Below are 19,639 nucleotides of genomic sequence, written 5' to 3' on the forward strand. Positions count from 1 at the left end.
ACCGACCGCGACGACGCCAGCGACCAGCCGACGTCGACGGCACTCGCGTCACTCCCGGCCGTGAAGGCGTGCAGCCGTTCCGCCTGCTCCCGCAGCGCGGGGGCCGAACGTCCCGACACCACCCATGGCAGGACGTTGGGCGTCACGCGGCCGTCGTGCTCGCCGGGCTCCGCGACTCCCGCGGGCTTCCCGGGTGCCTCCGTCAGGACGACGTGGCAGTTGGTGCCGCCCATGCCGAACGAACTGACGCCTGCGACCAGGGGCCTGTCCTCCTGCGGCCAGGTGCCGGGCTCGGCCTGCACGGTCAGGTTCAGCTCGTCGAGCGGGATGTGCGGGTTCGGGGTTTCGTAGTTGAGACTGGCGGGCAGCTCGCGATGGGTCAGGCTGAGCGCGCTCTTGATCAGGCCGGTGATACCCGCCGCGCCTTCCAGGTGCCCCACGTTGGTCTTCACGGACCCCACCCGCAGCGCGCCGCGCCGGCCCTGCGCCGCCCCCAGCGCCGCCCCGAGGGCGGCGGCTTCGACGGGGTCGCCCACCTTGGTGCCGGTGCCGTGCAACTCCACGTACTGGACGGCTGAGGGCTCCACGCCGGCCGCCTCGTACGCCGCGCGCAGCACGGCCTCCTGGGCCTGCGGGCTGGGGGTGGTCAGACTGTCCGCAGCGCCGTTGTTGACGGCACTGCCACGGATCACGCAGTAGATGCGGTCACCGTCGGCCAGGGCGCGCGAGAGCGGCTTGAGGAGGACGGCTCCACCGCCTTCGCCGCGGACGTAGCCGTCGGCGCGGGCGTCGAAGGTGAAGCAGCGGCCACGGGGCGACAGACCGCCCCACTTGGCGGAGATGACGGAACTCTCAGCCAGGAGAGCGAGGTTGACGCCGCCGGCGATGGCCTGGTCGGACTCTCCTGTGCGCAGGCTCTCGCAGGCCAGGTGGACGGCGACGAGGGAGGACGACTGTCCGGTGTCGACCGTCAGGCTGGGGCCCTGCGCGCGGAGGAAGTACGACAGGCGGTTGGCGATGATGGTGCGGTGGATGCCGGTCATGGCGTGCTGGGCGCCGCTGCCCGGTCCGCCGCTCCCTCCGGCACCGTGCCCGGGACCGGCACCGTGCCCGCCCCCGGCCGCGGCGCCCCGCACCAGTCGCGCGTAGTCGTCCCAGATCGCGCCCACGAAGACGCCGAGCCGGCTTCCCGCCACCGTCTCCGCCACGACGCCGGCGTCCTCCAACACCTCCCACCCGAGCTCCAGCATGAGCCGCTGCTGGGGGTCCATGAAGGTGGCCTCGCGGGGCGAGAGGCGGAAGAAGTCGGCATCGAAGAGATCGACCCCGTCCAGGAACGAGCCGAACCTGGTGTTCATACGGCCGGGGGCCGAGGCGTCCCGATCATAGTATTTCTCGACGGCCCACCGGCTCTCGGGGACCTCGGTGATGGACTGGTGGCCACCGCGCAACAGTTCCCAGAACTGCCGGGCCGAGGAAGCGTGCGGGAATCGGCAGGAGATCCCGACAACCGCCACCGCTTCCTCGGACCGCGAGGAATCACCGTGTCCCACAACAGCCGTGTTATCCAAAGCCCGACCCCGTCAGCAAGAAGCGGATTCCAGCGAATCACTCTGCGTCATGCACATACGCGAATCAGGCTAACCAGGGGCCGGTCCCGCCAGCCCCCTAAACAACCCCTATGATCGAAGCGCCCTTACGGGGTTTCCATGTCAGAAGGTGCGCCCATGTCGGCGCCGTGAATCGTTTTCGCGATCAACTTCTCGGCGCCGGGGACCGGGAGTTCGGGGAAGGGGAAAGGTATCACCGGTCTGTCCGCCATGACGAGCCACGCCTGTCCGGTCCGCTCGTCCGCGAGCACCGTCTCGAACGCGTCGGCCACCTGCTCGGCGCTCGCCACCGGGAGTCCCGCCGCGCTGATGGAGGACCGGCGTGCGGCGATCAGCGGGGTGTCGACGAGGCCGGGACACAGGGCGTTGAGCGTCACTCCGTCGCGTTGCAGCACGGGGGCGAGGGAGCGGACGAGGGCGACCACCGCGCTCTTCGTCGCGGAGTACACGACCTCGATCGAGGGGCGCAGCGCCGCGGCGCTGGCGGTGACGACGATGCGCCCCCCGCTGCGGCGTACGTGCGGCAGGGCGGCCTGGATGCCGAAGACCACGGAGTCCAGGTTGATGCCGACGATCTTCCGGTAGCCGTCGAGGTCGAAGTCGGGGCCGAGGGACGTGCCGCCCGTGATGCCCGCGTTGAGGTGTACGACGTCGAGGCGGCCGAACGCGGCCACCGCCGCCTCCACCGCCGCCTCGTTGTCCTCCAGTTCGGCCACGTTGGTCCGCAGGAACAGGGCACCGGTCCGCGCGGCGACCGCTTCGCCGCGCCGGGCGTCGATGTCCGCGACGAGGACACGGTCGCCGCGCGCCGCGAGACGGCCGGCCACCGCGGCGCCGATCCCGCTCGCCCCGCCGGTGACCAGCACCACGCGGCCGCCGGCCGGAGAGCCGTTTCCTTGCGGCACCGCTACGTGCCCGGCTCCGTCCGCCAATCCGTCCGCCATTCCTTCCGCGCTTCCCGAACTCTCCGAGCCCTCCGAGCCCTCCGAACTCTCCGAGCGCTCCGAGCGCTCCGAGCGCTCCACCATTTCCAAGCCTTCCGTACCTTCCTTGCCTTCCTTGCCTTCCACTTCTCCCACCCTTTCCCCTCTCCCGCCGGTTCGTTCATCCCAGCTTTGCCCGCAGATCGCCGCGGCCGGCGAGCTGCAGTTTGCGGTAGATACGGGTCAGATGCTGCTCCACCGTGCTGACGGTGACGGAAAGGTTGTGGGCGATCTGCTGGTTGGTGTCTCCCTTCGCCGCCAGGACAGCGACCCGCTGCTCCGACGGACTGAGCTTCTCCAGATACGCGGAGTGCCGGTCGTAGATTTTGTACCGGCGCATCTCCGGATTCTGTCCCGTCTTCAGACGGCCTTTGCGGAATCCCTCAAGTGTGCGGAAGAGATCTGGAGTGGCGGCCGTTTCCCGCAGCGCCTCGAAGACGGATTCCCTGAACCGGGCGCGGTCGCAGGCGGCACCGGCGCCGGCACTGTCCTGGCCCGGGCCCGCGCCGGCGCCCGCGAGTGCGTCCACGTCGCCCAGGCCGAACGTCTCGTCGATACGCTCGACGGCCTTCCCGTACTCGTTCATGGTGACGTACGCCGCGGCCACCGCCAGCCGCCAGGGGATGTGGCGGTGCCGGTCGATGCCCCAGTCGGCCATCAGGCCGCCGCACCTCAGGAAGTCGGCCAGGGCCGCCAGGGACTCGCCGACGGCGAGCCGGTACAGGCCACGGGCGTAGAGGTAGTCGAGGCCGTAGCGCGTGTCGAAGAGGTAGTCGGGCACCTTGTGGGGGAGCAGCACGGCCACGGCGGCGGGGTTGCCGGCCGCTACGTGGGCCAGGACCGAGCAGGCGAGCGGCTCCGCCAGCCGGATGCCCCACAGCCGGGCCGGCAGCAGGTCCAGTGCCTTCTCCGCCTGCGCGGCGGCGGTCGCCGGGTCGCCGCCGCGCAGACCGATCTCGGCACGCACCACCCGCAGGTGCGCCGCGGGCCAGGCGGGCCCTCCGGCGAAGCGCTCACACCAGAACGAGGCCTGCTCCGGGTCGTCGTGGCGGACCACCGTCGCCAGCGCCGCCATTATCGCGGGCAGGTTCTCCCGGGTCGGGTCGCAGCCGTACAGGGCGCGCTTGGCCATGCGTACCGCTTCCTGGCTCCCGCAGCCGTCCTCGGCGAGCACGCCCGCCAGGGCCCAGGCCGCCGTGTAATGAGGGGCGCGGGTGAGGCGTTCCTCCAGGACGCGCCGGGCCGGCCGCTCCCTGCTGCGTACGTCCCGCAGCAGGGAGGGAAAGGCGCAGCCGAGCAGCAGCCGGCGGGCGCCGAGGGCCAGCGGCTCGGGGCTCTCGGGGCGGCTGACGGCAGCGATGCGCCGGTCCAGCAGGGCGAGTTCGTCCTCGGCGAGCCACAGCGTGCGGTGGTCCTCGAGTTCGGCGGCCGGCCCGGCGCCGGAGGCCGGGGCGGAGGCGGGGGTGGAGTGCCGGCCCGGCTCCGGGCAATGCCGTCGGCCGGCCGGCGCAGCCGTTCCCCCACCGTCGCCTTCCCTGTCGTCCGGCCCGGTCACCGGGGAGGGACGGGTCCCGCGGCCGGTGGACCGGCCGGCCGGGGGGCGGCGCTGTCCGGGCACGCGCTCGTTCTCCTCCTCGGCCCCGGGGCGGGTGCCGAGGGTGCCGGCCGCCGCCACCGCGGTCTTCGTCCGCCCGCCGGCCGCCTTCCAGCGCGCCCGAGGCGGGGTGCGGGGGGCCCGGGTGCCGGCGTGGTCGACGTCGTCCATGCCGCTCAGCCACCGCGCCACGTCCTCCGTGGGCGCTCCCGCGGCCCTGAGGACCATTGCCGCCCGTGCGCTCAGCTCGGAGCGCCGATTGCGGGGCATGTCACCGAGGATCACCTCGCGCACCGCGGGGTGACGGAATCCCCCGTCCTCCACCAGGCCGCAGGTCGCGAGTTCCGCGGCCGACTCCTCGACCGCGCGCAGGTCCATGCGGGCGAGTTCGGCGACGACCTGGGAGGCGCTGAAACCGTCCGCCACGGCCAGGGCTTCCGCCATCTCCCTGGTGTCCGGCTCGACGCGGTGCAGGCAGTCGAGGACGGCTTGCCGGTAGGCGGGGCCGATGAGCGGCGGCCGGTTCTCCTCCCGCTCGCCGTGGCAGCCGCAGCACACGGCGTGGTCCTGGAGCAGGGCCCTGGCGAGGAAGGCGTTCCCGCCCGAGAGCCGGCGCACCCGCTCGGCGAAACGGCCGGCGGTGTCGTGCAGGGCGAACTCGGTGCGTGCGAGGTCGGCGACCTCGGACTCCGACAGCGGGGTGAGGGCCAGGTTCCGCACGTGCCGCAGTTGGTCGAGGCGGCCCCGGAACCGGATGGAGCTGTGCGTCGCGTCGGTCCGGTCGGTGACGACGACCAGGACGGGATGGCGGCCGACACCGGCCGTGAGGGCTTCCAGGAAGCGTACCGAGGCGGGATCGGCGTGACGGATGTCGTCCACGCAGACGATCAGGCGGCCGGCCGCTGCCAGCTCGTGGATGCCGAGGAGGGCGGTCTCGATGGCCTGGGCGGGCGTGACGGACTCGGGCGGCAAGCGCCGGCCACGCAGCAACTGCCAGGGCACGCCGAGGAGGTCATGGCGGCTGAACCTGGAGCAGCTCGCGGTCAGCACGGGCAGGCCCCGCTCCCGGGAGTCGCGCGTGAACTCCTCGACCAGTGCGGTCTTGCCCGACAGCAAGGGACCGGTCAAGAGGACCAGGCGGCCGCTGTCCGTGTGGACTTCGTTCAGGTACCCGTGCAGCGCCGTGCGCGCAGCGGTACCTGGCACATAACGTGTCATGCTCTTTCCCCCGTAGCAGATATCACCGAAGCCGCACCGGTTGCCGTGCGAAGGGCAGACCGGTCCCCGTCCCCCAAGGTGTGCACGGACCCCGCGACCGCGCTGTCGGCGGCCGGATCGCGCGCACCAGCGGCTGTGCAAGAGCGACATGAAGTCGGAATTCGGTCATGTGCCGCGGCGAACACCGCGGCTGCCACCCCCCTCACTCCTCCGTCGGAGCGGTCGGCGACAGGAAGTATCGGTGCCATACCCTGGTCGGCTCCTGCCGCATGACCAGGCCACCAGAGTAGGGGTGCGCGCCGGGCGGTTCACAGTGCTCCTGAGGCCAATCGGTGCGACTCGCCCCCGCTTGGCGAAGCCGCAGTTCATGTCGGTGGTCCGCGGGAACGACGGCCTCGCCGCAGCGATCCGTCTGTCCTGAAAAATCCCCTTGAGACTCCGCTCGACAGGAGTTGCCCCCCTTCAGCCGAACGCGCGTGTGAGTGGCGTCGACCTGTGTGACCCGTCCGGTGCACCCCTGTCCCCGCCAGGGGCCGGCGGGCTTCCCGCCCCCGCCCCCGGTCACCTCGACGCGTGGGCCCCCGGGACGGACACCGGTCGGTTCAGGTCGGCACCGGTGATGGCCCGCCCGGGGAGGACGGAGCCGGGCTGCACGCGCAGGGCGTCCAGCACAAGTTCCAGCAGCCGGGCCGGTACGGTGTCGGCCACATCGGCGGGCGCCCCCGTCTCCTGCACGATCCGGTCCATGAACAGCACGATGTCGCCGCATCCGACGTCGCGCCGCAGCACGCCGGCCTCCTGGGCATCGGTGACCATACGTTCGAACAGGCCGAGCCAGACGTCACGGGCGTCGCGCAGCCGCCGGTTGACGCGCAGCGCGTCCCGCATCGGGTGGCAGAGCGGGGAGTTGGCCAGCCCGAAGCGGAACGCCGCCCATTCCCGCAGGAAGCGGTCGAGCGTGCCCCAGGCGCTCGTGCCCTCTTCGACGGCCTGCCGCGCCATGGCCGTGAGCCGCTCATAGATGTCGAGGGCGACCGCCTCCAGCAGCACGTCCCGGTCGGGGAATCTGCGGTAGAGCGTCCCCTTGCCGACCCGGGCCCGGCGGGCGACCTCGTCCATCGGCGCGTCGACTCCCTGGGTCATGAAGACCTCGCGGGCCGCCGTCACGATGCGTTCCCGGTTGCGCCGGGCGTCGGCGCGCAGGGCACCGGACTCCGTGCCGCCGAGGGTGCCCGTCGCAGTCTCCCCCGTTGCTGCCATCGCGGAGCGCCGCCTCTCTCTCAGGGCCGGCTCGCCACCGGACCGTCGCGCCGTCTGTCCTGCCCACTCGTCCCGTCGACCGGAAACCAGGACGGTTTTCGTCCACTCACTGTATCGTAAGCGGTGAAGCGGACAGATTTCGTCCAGATGGTTCAGGAGGCGGGGGTCCCATGGCGGAGACGGCCGCGAACAGCGCACCTGCGAAGACATCGGCACGGCCCCCGGGGAGCAGACGGCGATGGTGGACGCTGGCGGTGCTCAGCGGCGCCCAGCTCATGGTGGCGCTGGACATGACGATCGTCTCGATCGCGCTGCCGGCCGCCCAGGCCGACGTGCACCTCAGCGACACGTCCAAGGGGTGGGTCGTCACCGCGTACACCCTGGCCTTCGGCGGCCTGTTGATGCTCGGCGGCCGCCTGGGCGACATGGTGGGCCGCCGGCGTGCCGTGCTCCTGGGTGCGGCGGGCTTCGCCGCCGTCTCCGTCCTGGGCGGCGCGGCGTCGAACGCGGCCGTGCTCATCGCCGCCCGCGCTCTGCAGGGCGTGTTCGCCGCGCTGCTCACGCCCTCCACGCTGGCGCTGCTGACCAGCGTCTTCCCGGAGGGCCGGGAGCGGGCCAAGGCCCTGGGGCTGTACGGCGCCGCGCTGATGTCCGGCGGCGCGGTCGGCCTGGTCCTCGGTGGCGCCCTCACCGACTCCCTCACCTGGCGGTGGACCTTCTACGTCAACGTGCCCATCGCGCTGGTGGTCGTGCTCGCGGGTGCGCGGCTCTTCCCCGACCCGCCGAGGCCCGCACGGGTGCCGCTGGACATCGTCGGCGCGATCCTTGGGTGCGCGGGGATCGTCGGCTGCATCTACGCCTTCGGCGAGGCCGGCGCCCGCGGCTGGGGCTCACCAGTGATCATCGGCTCGCTGGCGGCGGGGCTGGTCCTGCTCGCCGTCTTCGGGGTGGTGCAGTCCCGGGTGGCCCACCCGCTGCTGCCGCCCCGGGTCCTCGCCGACCGCAACCGGGCGGGCGCCTTCCTGACGATCGTGATCTCCACGTTCGCGATGCTGGGCATGTTCCTGTTCATGACGTTCCAGTTCCAGGACGTCATGGGCTACTCGTCGCTCAGGGCCGGGCTGTCCTTCCTGCCGTACGTGGTGGTCGCGGCCGTGATCTCCACCCGGGTGACCGGGCGGATCATGCCGCACGTCCGTCCCCGGGTGCTGCTGGTGTCCGGGCTGCTGGTCGAGGCGTCGGGGCTGTTCCTGCTCACCCGCCTCACCCCGGACAGCGGCTACACGGCGTCGGTCCTGCCCGCGCTGCTGCTGTTCGGTATCGGCGTCGGCCTTCTCGTCGCCCCCATCATGAGCACGGCGACCACCGTGTCGGATCCCGCGGACACGGGCATCGCCTCGGCCTTCGTGAACACCTCGCAGCAGATCGGCGGCTCCATCGGCACGGCGCTGCTCAACAGTGTCGCCGCGAGCGCCTCGGCTGCCTATCTGGCCGCGCACGCGCATGCCTCGGACAACTGGGCCACGGTGCACGGCATGACCGTCGCCTGCGGCTGGGCCGCCGCTGTGCTGGTGGCCGGTGCGGTCGTGGTCGCGTTCCTCGTCACGGCCGACCCGCCGGTCACTCCGGCCGACACCGGCGCGTCCAGTTGACGGGTGGCGCGTGAGCCGCTCGTGCACGGCCGGCGAGCAGCCACCGAGCCCGACCCCGCGTAGCTCGGTCACCCCGTCGACCGGGAACAGGCGGCGGCCGTCGTCGCCCACCAGGATCAGGCGGCCGTCGGCGTCCCGTTCGAACGCCTCGGTGCGGAAGCCGGTGACCGCGTCCGCGTGCCCCCTCGTCTGCGGCGGCTTCGGCTGCCGGGCCGGGGGTGCCGCGCGCCGGCGGCCGGTCGGCTTCGCCTGAAGAAGCTCAAGGAGGCGGGGCTGAGGCGGGGCTGCTCACCTTCGAGCGGCACGGTACCCGCGTGCACCGCCGGGTCGAGTCGTCGGTGCTCGCCGCGATGGGCCGACCGCTGGCCCCGCCGGCTGCGGCCTGCCGACCGGCCGGGCGGTCATCCGCCGCCACGCAAGCACCCGCAGTTCTGCCCTCGGGAGGCATCGGTGTCGCGCGACCGGCGGATCAGGACAGCGCCTGGGCGGCATAGAGGCTGCCGACGCCGGTGGCCGACGCGCCGAGCAGAAGCCGTAGAACCGTCTCCGGCAGTCGGGGCTGGAGGCGGGCGCCGAGGTAGCCGCCGATCATCGCGCCTGCACCGCAGGCCAGCCCCAGCTCCCAGTCCGGTGCCACGTCACCGGAGCTCACCGCCGCGAGCAGGGTGTAGGCGAGGGCGCCGACGACCGAAGTAGCGAACGTCGCGGCGAGCGCCGCAGGTGCCACGCGCGCGATCGGCAGGCCGCGGCCGACGAGGAGGGGCCCGATGAGGGAACCCCCGCCGATACCGTAGATCCCGCCGATCACCCCGACGACGGCCGCGAGAACGGTGATGGACTTCGGTGACGGCACGGCCGGCCGCGCGGCGCGAGTGCGCACGGGGAAGAAGGTGCGCGCACACAGCCACACCCCCATGGGCAGCAGGAAAGCGGCGATCAGCAGCCGGAAGACACCCGTCCCGGGGAACGCGAAGACGCGGACCACGGCGCCCAGGACCACCCCGGGCAGGGTACCCAGTACCAGATGCCGGCTGAGGGGGCCGTGCAACTGGCCACTGGTCCGGTAGCGCCACAGGGCACCGGGACCGGCGACCACGTTGAACAGCAGATTGGTGGGTGTCACGGCGGGGCTGGGGACGTGGAAGACACTGAGCTGCACGGGCAGGAGGAACACCGCCCCGGAGACGCCCACGGGTGCGGTCATCGTGGCGATCGACAACCCGGCCCCCACGCCCGCCAGTGCCGTCCACGCGTCCACGCGGCCCCCTCCCTTGGATCGCCCGCGCCAGTATCGGCCGGCGACCGGGCGCGGACGCCGGGGTGCAACGAGTTGTTCACAGACCCGTCGACGGCTCCCGCCGCACCCGGATGCGGCTACTGCCGGGACGACCGGACAGGTGCTGGTGATCTCGACGTCGCCGGTGACGTGGCCGGCGGATCACGCCGCCCGGCCGTGCGGTGTCCCTCAGCATGCGCAGGAGATGCCCGAGCGCGGGGCGGTCAGGTCGTCGACGGGGCGCTGCTCGGCACCGGTGGCGGAAGCGTAGGCGAAGCCCTCGCGTGCCCAGTACTCGAAGCCGCCGAGCATTTCCTTCACCTGGTGGCCGAGGCGGGCGAAGGCCAGCGCCGCGCGGGTCGCGCCGTTGCAGCCGGGGCCCCAGCAGTAGGTGACCACGGTCCGGGCCGGGTCGATCAGCCGGGGTGCCAGTTCGGCGATCCGCGCGGTGGGGATGTGGAGGGCGCCGGGGATGTGGCCCTGGTCCCAGGCGGCGGCGCCGCGGGTGTCGACCACCACGACGCCGGGTGCGCCGGAGGCCAGATCGGCGTGGACGTCGGAGACATCCGCCTCGAAGGTGAGACGGGCGGCGTAGTGGGCGACGGCCTCGGCCGGGGCGGCGGCGGGCACGCGCAGGACGGCGCCGGTGATCTTGGCGGAATCCGTGGCAGGCATGGGAGTACCTCTTGTTCTCGCTGGTCGGGTGGGGGCGCCGGTGGACCGTGCCGGGTTTCCCCGCTCGGCGACGGCTCCATCCTCTGATCCCGGACCAGCCCCCACGAGTGGCGTCACCGCCTCAGATTGCCAAGATTCCGCCAGTCGTCGGAGTGACCCTCATGAGTGCGCGGGGACGCGGTTGAACGTCTTGCGGTAGGCCGTCGGCGTCGTACGCATCCGGCGGGTGAAGTGGTGCCGGTACGTGGCGGTGCTGTCGAAGCCGACCGCGGCGGCGACCTCGTCCACGGTGCCCTCACCGGACTCGAGCAGTGGCAGGCTGGCAGCCACCCGCTGGGCGATGACCCAGCGCATGGGGCTCACGCCGTTGCGGCGGGTGAAGTGCCTCAGGTACGAGCGTTCCGACATGCACGCGGCCCGGGCCAGGGCGGCCACGGACAGCGGTGTGCGCAGACGACGCAGCGCCCAGTTCATACTCCGCGTGACGCCGTCGTCCTCGGAGCCGATCGCTCCCACCGCCGCCTCGATGAACTGGGCCTGCCCGCCCTCGCGGTGCGGCGGAACGACGAAGCGGCGCGCCACCGCGTTGGCGACGGCCGCACCGTGATCGGCCCGGACCAGGTAGAGGCACAGGTCGATACCGGCCGCGCTGCCCGCGCTGGTGAGGACGTCGCCGTCGTCGACGTACAGCACGTCGGGGTCGACCTCGATCCCGGGATGCCGTTCGGCAAGCGCGCGGGCGTAGCGCCAGTGGGTGGTGGCGCGCCGGCCCTCCAGCAGGCCGGTCGCGGCCAGCGCGAACGCCCCCGAGCAGATCGACACCAGGCGCGCGCCCCGGGCGTGGGCCCGCAGCAGCGCTTCCACCAGGGCGGGCGAGACCTCCGCCCCGGCCTTGGCGACCCCTGGCACGATCACCGTGTCGGCCGTGTCCAGCGCATCGAGCCCGTGCTCGGCGCGCAGCGTGAACCCGCCGACCGCCCGCAGATCCCGGCCGGGTTCCTCGGCGCATACCCGCAGCTCATACCAGGGCAGGTCGCCCAGCTCGGGCCGGGACAGGCCGAAGACCTCCACCACCACGCCCAGCTCGAAGGGCGCCATTCCGTCGAAGGCCAGCACAGCCGTCACATGCGTCTCGGGCATGGCTGGATCTTAACAATCACCAAGAATCAGCCATGGCGGGAGAGGGCGGTGGGGCGGTGGGGCGCTGGGGCGGTGAGATGGGGCGACCGGGGCAGGGAGGGCCGCGGCCCAGCCGCATCCGGTCCGGTCAGCCGGTACAGCCCCGCGGCGTGACCCCACCTCAACTCCCCAGCGCCCTTGCCGTCGAACGGGGACTGAAGCACTCATCTGCCGGTCTCCTGGGACAGCGGCTCCCACCGGTCCCGTGTCTCACGTGGCCGCAAGGACCGGCGGACGCCCCCTCAGCCCTGGAGCGAGCGCCAGTGTGACGGCGACGGAAGCGGCTGCCATGACCGTCATCGCCGTCGCGGGTGTGGTGAGTTCGGCGATGCTGCCGGCGAGGAGGGCGCCGACGCCCTGCAGGGTGAGCATGCCGGCGGAGTGCAGCCCGAGGGCCTGGCCGCTCAGCTCGTCGGGCGTCAGCCGCATCAGGCGTTCCTGGAGCAGGAGGCTCGCCGCGAAGCCGACGGAGGCCAGGGTGACGGCGGCCGTCGCGACGCGGAGGCCCGGTTCCAGGAAGAACGACAGGTAGGGGACGGCCAGTAGCAGCCGCAGCGGGGCGCCGAGTCGTTCCCGCCACCGCGGCGGGAGGAAACGGCCGGCGAGCGTGTCGCCGACGAGCATGCCGAGGGCGGCGCAGGCGAAGAGCAGCCCCGCGTACTCGGGGGCGTAGGAGACGTACAGGGACTCGCAGCCCACGATGAGTCCGTTCGGCACCCACAGTGCCAGGAGGACGTGGCGGCGGGGCGCGGACGACCACAGACGGGCGTTGACGCGCCAGGTGGCGGCGGCCGACGGCCGGCCGGTGGCACGGGGCGGACGGTCGGTGAGGCCGAGGCGGGCGACGGCCGCGCCGGTCACGTACAGCAGCGCCCCGACCAGCAGCGCGCCACGCGGCGACAGCAGGGCGACAAGGACGCCGCCGAGGGCGTAGCCGCAGATCTGCAGGGCACCGACGGCCATGTTGAGCACCGAACGGCCCAGCAGGTAACCGTCCTTGGCGAGGATCTCGTTGAGCAGGCCGAAGCGGATCCCGCCGCCCACGGAGGCGATCAGGCCCTCGGCGGCCAGGACCGCGAAGACCGCCCACACCGGCAGCCCGGGGACGGCCTGGACGGCGGCGGCCACCGCGAAGACCAGGACGAGGCCGGTCATGGCGGCGCGCGGGCGGAGCCGGTCGGCGGCCGACAGCAGGGTGGCCGCGCCGACGACCTGGGCGAGGGACGGCCCGAACATGGCGAGGGCGGAGAGCAGCGGGGACCCGGTGGCGGAATGGACCAGAGTGCCCAGGGCCAGCCCGCTCACCGTGGAGGCGGCCACCGACAGCGCGCTGGTGGCGAAGAGCGGTGTGAACTCCGGGGTGCGGAACAGGTCTCGGTAGGTGCGCATGACGGGAAGTGTCCGAGGGGCCGCAGCGGGGGCGATAATGTTTCGCACGGAGGCGAAACGATGGGATTGTGGCTGCTCGATACGGACACCCTGGCGCGCAGCCGGTTCGTGATCTCCCCCCTGACCGAGACCGTGGCCGCCCTGATCGACCTGGAGGAGGCCGTGGCCTCCCACCCGGTGCAGCAGAAGTGGTTGACGGCCCATCTGACCGCCTACCGCGAACAGTTGGCCCGGGACGCGGTCGCGGCGGCCGTGGTGCGGGCCGGGTTCCGGTATAGCTGGATCGCCGACTTCCTCATCCCGGCCCCGGTGGGTGACGGCACCCCGCGCGTCGACGAGGAACTGCGACGCGTCCGGACCACCCCGCCCGCGACCGCCCGTGCCGACCTGACGGCCGCCCTGGGCGGCGGCTCCCTCCCCCACGCGCTGCGCCGCGACGACCTCCCCGAACGCTCGGCCGCCCTGCTGGAGTGGGTGTGGACCCGGACCGTGCTGCCGGACTGGGAGCGGCGCCGTCGCGTCCTCGAAGCCGATGTCGTCGCCCGCACCCGGCAGTTGAGCGACGGCGGCTGGGCCATGGCCCTGGACGGTCTCCGCCCCCGCACCCGCTGGCTGGGCGGAGGCCGTCTTCAGATCAACGCCCACGACAACCCGCCCCGCGACATCTCCGGCGCACAACTCCTGTTCGTCCCCGTCACCCCACGCCGGGGCTGGGTGACCTGGGACGAGCCCCACCGGTATGCCGTGGTGTACCCCTGCTCGGGCGTGCTGACCGGGGAGGAGGATCGCCCGGCGCCCCAGGCGCTGCGCGCCCTGCTCGGTCCGGGACGGGCCCGGATCCTCGCCCTTCTGGGCACACCGATGAGCACCACCCAGTTGGTGTCTCTGACCGGTCTGGCACTGGGCTCGGTGGGACGGCACCTGAAGGTACTGCTGGACGCGGGACTGGTCCTGCGGCGGCGCGCGGGACGGTCGGTACTGTACTACCGCAGCGAGGCGGGCGACCTGCTGGTCGAGGCGGTCCGGCACGGCCGGCCAGGGCCTCCTGCCGCGGTCAACGCGGAGTGACGGTACGCGAGCGAGCCCCCGCCTGGTCCACTGGTCCACCCGCCCACCGGCCACCGGCCACCGTCCGGAGGTCCACCGCACCCCCTTGAGCCGGGGCCCGCGGCGATCGGGCGACCCGGCAAGTGGCACTCCGACGTCTCGCGGTACTTCCCGCTCGGCACCGAGGGGAAGTCGGCCGTCACCCTCACCTCACCCGGCACGACCGATCTGCGCCCGCGTATGCGGTCCGCCTACGTCAACGTCGGCGTCGGCTACGGAGCGGGGCGAGCTGTCGGTTGCGCCCCTGCTGCCCGGAGAACCTCGGCGGTGTCGGGGTGAGGGCCGCTGTTCGCCCAGTCCAATGGGGACTTACCTGTGCCGTGGTCCTCCCGACGGTTGGGATCGGCGCCATGTGCCAACAACTGCCGGACCGTTTCCGTGTGCCCCCAGCAGGCGGCTGCGCAGAGCGGTGTGCCCGAGGAGCCGAGGCCGCTGCTTTCGGTGTCGGGAGAAGCCCCGGCTGCCATGAGTGATCGAGCTATCTCGGCCTCGCCCTGCACTGAAGCCAGATACAGCGCGGTGGTGCCGTCACTGTTCCGTCTCTCTGGACTCGCTCCACCGCGCAACAGGGCCTCCGTGCGCGTGGCGTCACCTGTCAGCACTGCTTCGAAGAGGTGACGGGAAAGCTTCTTCTGCCGGCGCTGCTTCATAGCCGGTGAGGCTAGCGATCATGAGTACGCCGATGCCATTCATATCCGTTCGTTGATCGCCGCGTCCCGCAGCCGGGCCCGGGCCGATGCGGGGCACGCGGACCCTCTCCGACCATGGAGCGGTCGGAGAACCGCGGCTCGACGTACGCCTCCAGAAACAGTGCACCACATCCCACCGTCCGGCCCCGGTGACGGCCGGCGCCGGGCATGATCGGAGATGCCGGATGCCGGATGCCGGATGCCGGATGCCGGAGCCGGACAGAGGAGGGCGGCAGACGTGGAAGACGCGGCGCTGTGGGAGCGGCTGGACGCGGTGAGGAAGCGCATCGCAGAGATGCGGGTACGGGAGGCGTGGCTGCTGTTGGCCGCGGGCCGCCTCGACGCGGCGGTCGAGACCGCCGGGGCAGCCCGGCGCGAGGCGGCGGGCCGCACCGTGCCGGCCGCCGCGCTGCGGCAAGTGTGGAGGGAGACGGCGTGGGTGACGTGCGCTGCCCGCATCGCACAACGGCAGTATGCCGAAGCCGAGTTGGCCGCCGAGCGTCTTGTCGAGCTGTGCGGACGGGACCGGCAGACCATCAGGCTGCGGGAACTGGCCTGCTGGGGCCGCGGCGCCCTCGGGCCACTCATGTCCTGGCAGGTCGTCCTCGATCCGGAGCAGGAACTGGCCGCGTTCGACCCCGCCGCCTTCGCCCGTGACCATCTGGCCGAACACCCTGCTGATGCTGATGCTGATGCCGATGCCGATGCCGATGCCGACCCGGCGCGCGACCGGGACACGCCGCCCGTGGTGCCCTTCTACCAGCGTGACCGGGGCCGGCTGCCGATCGACGAGAACGCCTTGCGGGACGAACTGGCGGCTGTCGCCGACGAGAGCGGCAAACGCGCTTGGGCCCCGCACATCCACCGGTCCTGGCTGCTCATCGCGCTGAGGCGGTACGAAGAGGCGCTGGAAGCGGTCGAGGCGGCTCGTCGGGAGTACTACGGCTTCCGCGAGATGCCCGCGGACCGACACTTCGCCGAGGTCCTCTTCGAGGACGGCTGCGAGGCCGAGGCGGTCGCGAACATCGCCCTGGAGCGATGGGACGCCGCCGCCGACGCCGGCCTGCGCGGCCTCGCCGACCACAGCGGCAGGCAGCGCAACGACCCGTTCGTCCGCATGGCCGCGGTCGCCCACGGAACCGTCACCGAGGACTGGGACACCTGGCGCGTACAGCTCATCGCGTTCGATCCCGTTCAGTACGCCCTGCACGTGTTCCGCAGGCGCCCCGCGTTCCTCGGCGGTCCGGTCGGCTGAGGCGACCGACGAAGGCGGCCCGGTCCCCGCCACTTCCACGAGTCGCTGTCCGGCAGCAGGGTGTGACGTCAGACGCCCCACCCGACTGCGCTCGTCGCACATGCTCAACAACCATCCGCAGAAGTCACAGGCCGGCCTGCTCCTCGTCCTGGTCCTCGTCCCGGTCCAGGCGGACGCCGTCCCGGTCCAAGCCCTCGGCGTACCTCGGACAGACGCGCTGGCGCCTGCGGGTCGGCATGTCGGTCGAGGCCGGTCCGTGCCGGGTCGCGGGTCAGAAGGTCAGCCGGAAGGCGTTGACGTATCCGGTGTCCTGCGCGGCGATGTCCTGCACCTTGAGCTTCCAGGCCCCGTTGGCCGCCTCGCCGGACGCGTCGACGGTGTACGTGGTCTGGACGTTGTCGGCGGAGTCCGAACTGCTGGAGTTCTTCAGCGGGTACGTCGAGCCGTCCGGCGCCACCAGGCCGATCACCAGGTCGCCGCGGTAGGTGTGCACGATGTCCACGCCGACCTTGAGGGCGACCGGGGCGTTGCCGGTGCGGCCGGAGACGGTGACCGTCGAGGTGACGGCGGCGCCGTTGTCCGGGATGGCCACGTCGGCTGTGTTCTCGTAGGTGTCACCGCTCGGAGGCTGGGTCGAAGTCTCCGACAGCGTCCAGATCGCGTGCGCGGCGGCGTCGCTGTTGCGGTCCAGTGCGGTGTCGTTGACGTTCGAGATGGAGTCGCAGGAGGAGTGGTAGCAGCGGTCGAACGCCTGCCCGGCGGTACCGCCCCACTTCTGCGCCTGCGCGGCCGTCTTGACGTAGTCGGCGCCGCTGAACAGGCCGCCGACGGGGATGCCCGCGTTCTTGAACGGTGCGTGGTCCGAGCGGCCGTCGCCTTCCGTCTCGATCTCGGTCGGGACGCCGAGGGCGGCGAAGTAGTCCTTGAAGGTCTTCTCGATGGTCGGATCGTCGTCGTAGACGAAGTAGCCCGGGTTCGGTGAGCCGATCATGTCGAAGTTCAGATAGCCCTTGATCTTCGACCGTTCGGTGGAGGGCAGGTTGTTCACGTAGTACTTCGAGCCGATCAGCCCCAGTTCCTCGGCGCCCCACCAGGCGAAACGCAGATGTCTGGTCGGCTTGTACTGAGCGCGGGAGACGGCGAGCGCGGTCTCCAGGATGCCGGCGGAGCCGGAGCCGTTGTCGTTGATGCCGGCGCCGGAGGTGACCGAGTCCAGGTGCGCCCCGGCGAACAGGACCTGGTTGGCGTCGCCCCCCGGCCAGTCGGCGATCAGGTTGTAGCCGGTGGCGCCGCCGGAGGTGAACTGCTGCAGAGTGGTGGTGAACCCGGCGGCGTCCAGCTTGGATCTGACGTAGTCGACGGAGGCCTTGTAGCCGGGGCGCCCGTGGGCGCGGTTGCCGCCGTTGCTCGCCGCGATGGACGCGAGCTGGTTCAGGTGCGTCTTGACGTTGGCCAGGGGGATGTCCGGCGCGGCGACCGCGGCGACCGTGGCGCCGGCGCCGGTGGTGTCCTGGAGGGTCGGTGCCGCCCCGGCGGTGGAGGTGAACGCGGTGGCCAGCAGTCCGGCGGCGGCGAGTACGGCGACCGGGGCGGCGGCGCGTCTGCGGCCGACGGGTATGGAAGAGCGACTGGAGAGGTTCATGTGGGGTCTCCGGTATTCCGAACGAGAAGGGGAACGGAACGTGCGAGCGCCCCATGCCGTGTCGACCCGGGGCGTCGGAGCTGCTGGTGCCTCGTGCGTGCTGAATGGTGAGCGTGAGGAGGAGGAAGCGTCAAGAGCTACTTCCGGACACGGAAGTTCACATAGCGGACGCGATCTTCCGGCCGCCCAGTGGAGCCCAGGCGGACATCCGCGGCGGTAGCGCGCACAGGCGGGTGGATTGCAGGCGGGGGCCACTGATGGCGCTTCGAAGCCTGAGCCGCAGGGGGAACAACCGTTGCCATCCCGCCACGCCCCTGACGCCCACCTCCGCCGGCTGCTGATGAGCTTCTACATCCCGACGGCCCGACTGCCGCCGGCGAGCCGGGCCATGGTGCCTTCCACGGTCCAGCGGTGGCGGGTCAGATGTCGCGAGGACTCGACTTTCTTGCGGGCGACGCGGTGGGTGGTGCCGCGCTCGCGTAACCATCGCCGCAGGTGGGCGTGGTCGTGTCCAGCTCGCCTCGGGCACCGGGCTTGCCGAGGACCAAGCGGTGAAGCTCGGCCCGCACCCTGGCCTTCGACCACTGCCAGAACCGCCGGTGGGCAGTCGCGCCGGACGGGCCGAACGACACCGAAGGCACCTGCTGCCAGATACAACCCGACGTGGTCCGGCAGCGCGGTCTCTACTCGATCGCAGGCGCCCCCGGTCGCGCGTGGCGGTGGCCGCCCAGCGGGTGGCTGGTCGCCTCGGAGGTGAACGCGCTCACCCAGGCGAGCGCAGAGCCCCATCCCGTGCTGCGGCCTCAGCGGTGCCGCAGCACGGGATGGGATCAGTCGCTCCGGTGCATGGGCCTTGATCCTCGGCTACTCGCTGATCCTGGTCGGTTCGCCCCAGGTGACGGAGATGCTTTCGTAGCCAGTGAGCAGTCTGTCGGGCCGCCAGCGCAGCTCGCTCTCGGGTACGGCGAGGCGGAGATGCGGCAGTCGTCGGAAGACGGCCGGGAGTGCGATGGCGAGCATGAGGCGTGAGATGGGTGCGCCCAGGCAGCGGTGCATGCCCACGCCGAAGGTGAGGTGGGCGGTGTCCGGGCGGTGGAAGTCGAGGGTGTCCGGGTGGGGAAACCGCCGCGGGTCGCGGTTGGCCGACGGGATGGCGGACAGTACGGGACTGCCGGCAGGAATGGGTACTCCCGCGACGACGACGTCTTCCGTGGTGATGCGCAACAGGCTTGATTCGACAGCGTTGGTGTAGCGGAGGAGTTCCTCGACAGCGGGGCCGGGGTCGGCCGCCGCGACGAGCTCGGGAATGCGGTCGGGGTCGCGCAGCAGCGCGACGACGCAGAGGCCGAGCTGGTAGACGACGGTGTGCAGGCCCCCGATGAGCAGGAACATCACGAGGGCTTCGAGTTCGAGTTCGCTGATGCGCCGGTCGGTATGGCACCGCTGGGCGAGGGCGGTGAGGACGTCGTCACCGGGGTTGCGCAGGCGTTCCTGGATGACACCTTTGAGGTGGGTGTGCAGTGCGGCCCTGGCCTCGTCCACTTCCTGTTGGGTGTGGCCGCTCAGGTCGGTGAGGACTTTCGTCCAGTGCAGCAGGTCGTCGGTGTCGTCGAACGGGATGCCCAGGTAGGTGAGCAGGATGGCGGCCGGCAGCCGGTCGCACAGGGTGGTCATGAGGTCGATCGGCGGCTGCATGGCCGTGATCCGGGAGAGGAACTGGTCGGTGACCTCCTGCATGCGTGGGGCCAGCCGCTCCACCCGTTCCGTGGTGAACTCCGGTGCGACCGCCCTTCTCAGCCGGGTGTGCTCCGGACGGTCCATGTTGGAGAGGGTGGAGAGCAGGAGGTGTTCGGCGAGGCCGATGGTGCCGAGTTCGAGTCCCGCCAGCTCCAGGCGTCGGGAGTACCGGGGGTCGGTGAGGACAAGGCGGGCGTCCTCGTACCGGGTGATCAGGTAGGCGGTGTCGCCGCTGGGCATGACGACGGGGACCACCGGGTTCCGGGCGCGGAATTCGGCGTAGGCCGCCGGCGGTTCCGCGGCCGGGACCCGGGGGAGGGGAAAGCGGTAGGGGCAGGTCTGCTGGGGCATGTCGGGTTCCTGGGGCGAGCGG

General features: G+C 72.0%; 14 protein-coding genes and 1 pseudogene. 3 read left to right on the forward strand and 12 right to left on the reverse strand.

The annotated features are described in order from the left end of the window. From ABEB00_RS33965 to ABEB00_RS33980, 4 genes are all read right to left on the reverse strand, one after another. Positions 1-1,553: type I polyketide synthase (locus tag ABEB00_RS33965; RefSeq protein ID WP_345624573.1), on the reverse strand; the 1,553-nt coding region annotated here is incomplete at its 3' end. 143 nt (positions 1,554-1,696) lie between these two features. Next, positions 1,697-2,542, reverse strand: coding sequence for an SDR family NAD(P)-dependent oxidoreductase (locus tag ABEB00_RS33970; RefSeq protein WP_345624574.1), 846 nt, complete (start codon positions 2,540-2,542; stop codon positions 1,697-1,699). A 172-nt stretch (positions 2,543-2,714) separates the two neighbouring features. Continuing rightward, positions 2,715-5,393 carry an AAA family ATPase gene (locus ABEB00_RS33975; RefSeq protein ID WP_345624575.1) on the reverse strand — a complete coding sequence of 893 codons (2,679 nt, stop codon included), beginning with the start codon at positions 5,391-5,393 and terminating at the stop codon, positions 2,715-2,717. Positions 5,394-5,966: 573 nt separating this feature from the next. Next, positions 5,967-6,665 (reverse strand): TetR/AcrR family transcriptional regulator, encoded by a 699-nt coding sequence (locus ABEB00_RS33980; protein WP_345624576.1) that lies wholly within the window; start codon positions 6,663-6,665, stop codon positions 5,967-5,969. A gap of 170 nt (positions 6,666-6,835) precedes the next feature. Between ABEB00_RS33980 and ABEB00_RS33985 the strand changes: the two genes are divergently transcribed. Next, positions 6,836-8,317: a DHA2 family efflux MFS transporter permease subunit gene (locus ABEB00_RS33985; protein ID WP_345624577.1), complete on the forward strand. Its 1,482-nt coding sequence runs from the start codon at positions 6,836-6,838 to the stop codon at positions 8,315-8,317. A gap of 54 nt (positions 8,318-8,371) precedes the next feature. Here the strand turns inward: ABEB00_RS33985 and ABEB00_RS33990 are convergent. The 5 genes and pseudogenes from ABEB00_RS33990 to ABEB00_RS34015 form a co-directional block, all read right to left on the reverse strand. Then, positions 8,372-8,567, reverse strand: a pseudogene (locus tag ABEB00_RS33990) (flavoprotein); the annotation flags it as partial. Positions 8,568-8,786: 219 nt separating this feature from the next. Next, positions 8,787-9,575 carry a sulfite exporter TauE/SafE family protein gene (locus tag ABEB00_RS34000; protein ID WP_345624578.1) on the reverse strand — a complete coding sequence of 263 codons (789 nt, stop codon included), beginning with the start codon at positions 9,573-9,575 and terminating at the stop codon, positions 8,787-8,789. Between the two features lie 207 nt (positions 9,576-9,782). Beyond that, the gene (locus ABEB00_RS34005) at positions 9,783-10,268 is read right to left on the reverse strand and encodes a rhodanese-like domain-containing protein (protein ID WP_345624579.1); all 486 of its coding nucleotides are present in this window, start codon (positions 10,266-10,268) and stop codon (positions 9,783-9,785) included. A gap of 159 nt (positions 10,269-10,427) precedes the next feature. Continuing rightward, the gene (locus tag ABEB00_RS34010) at positions 10,428-11,408 is read right to left on the reverse strand and encodes a helix-turn-helix domain-containing protein (RefSeq protein WP_345624580.1); all 981 of its coding nucleotides are present in this window, start codon (positions 11,406-11,408) and stop codon (positions 10,428-10,430) included. Between the two features lie 249 nt (positions 11,409-11,657). Then, complete coding sequence (locus tag ABEB00_RS34015) at positions 11,658-12,836, reverse strand: MFS transporter (protein WP_345624581.1); 1,179 nt, start codon at positions 12,834-12,836, stop codon at positions 11,658-11,660. Positions 12,837-12,896: 60 nt separating this feature from the next. Between ABEB00_RS34015 and ABEB00_RS34020 the strand changes: the two genes are divergently transcribed. Beyond that, positions 12,897-13,904 carry an ArsR/SmtB family transcription factor gene (locus ABEB00_RS34020; protein WP_345624582.1) on the forward strand — a complete coding sequence of 336 codons (1,008 nt, stop codon included), beginning with the start codon at positions 12,897-12,899 and terminating at the stop codon, positions 13,902-13,904. Positions 13,905-14,155: 251 nt separating this feature from the next. On the opposite strand, the gene ABEB00_RS34025 is transcribed toward ABEB00_RS34020, so the two are convergent. Next, positions 14,156-14,593 (reverse strand): ankyrin repeat domain-containing protein, encoded by a 438-nt coding sequence (locus tag ABEB00_RS34025; protein WP_345624583.1) that lies wholly within the window; start codon positions 14,591-14,593, stop codon positions 14,156-14,158. A gap of 277 nt (positions 14,594-14,870) precedes the next feature. Here ABEB00_RS34025 and ABEB00_RS34030 point away from each other — a divergent pair, with 277 nt between their 5' ends. Continuing rightward, complete coding sequence (locus tag ABEB00_RS34030; protein ID WP_345624584.1) at positions 14,871-15,887, forward strand: hypothetical protein; 1,017 nt, start codon at positions 14,871-14,873, stop codon at positions 15,885-15,887. Positions 15,888-16,158: 271 nt separating this feature from the next. On the opposite strand, the gene ABEB00_RS34035 is transcribed toward ABEB00_RS34030, so the two are convergent. After that, a complete protein-coding gene (locus tag ABEB00_RS34035; protein WP_345624585.1) occupies positions 16,159-17,529 on the reverse strand; it encodes a M28 family peptidase in 1,371 nt (456 codons plus the stop codon). Positions 17,530-18,393: 864 nt separating this feature from the next. Next, positions 18,394-19,617: a cytochrome P450 gene (locus tag ABEB00_RS34045; RefSeq protein ID WP_345624586.1), complete on the reverse strand. Its 1,224-nt coding sequence runs from the start codon at positions 19,615-19,617 to the stop codon at positions 18,394-18,396. Between the last annotated feature and the right edge of the window lie 22 nt (positions 19,618-19,639).

The sequence above is a fragment of the Streptomyces ziwulingensis genome, from assembly GCF_039542605.1.
Taxonomy (GTDB): Bacteria; Actinomycetota; Actinomycetes; order Streptomycetales; family Streptomycetaceae; genus Streptomyces; species Streptomyces ziwulingensis.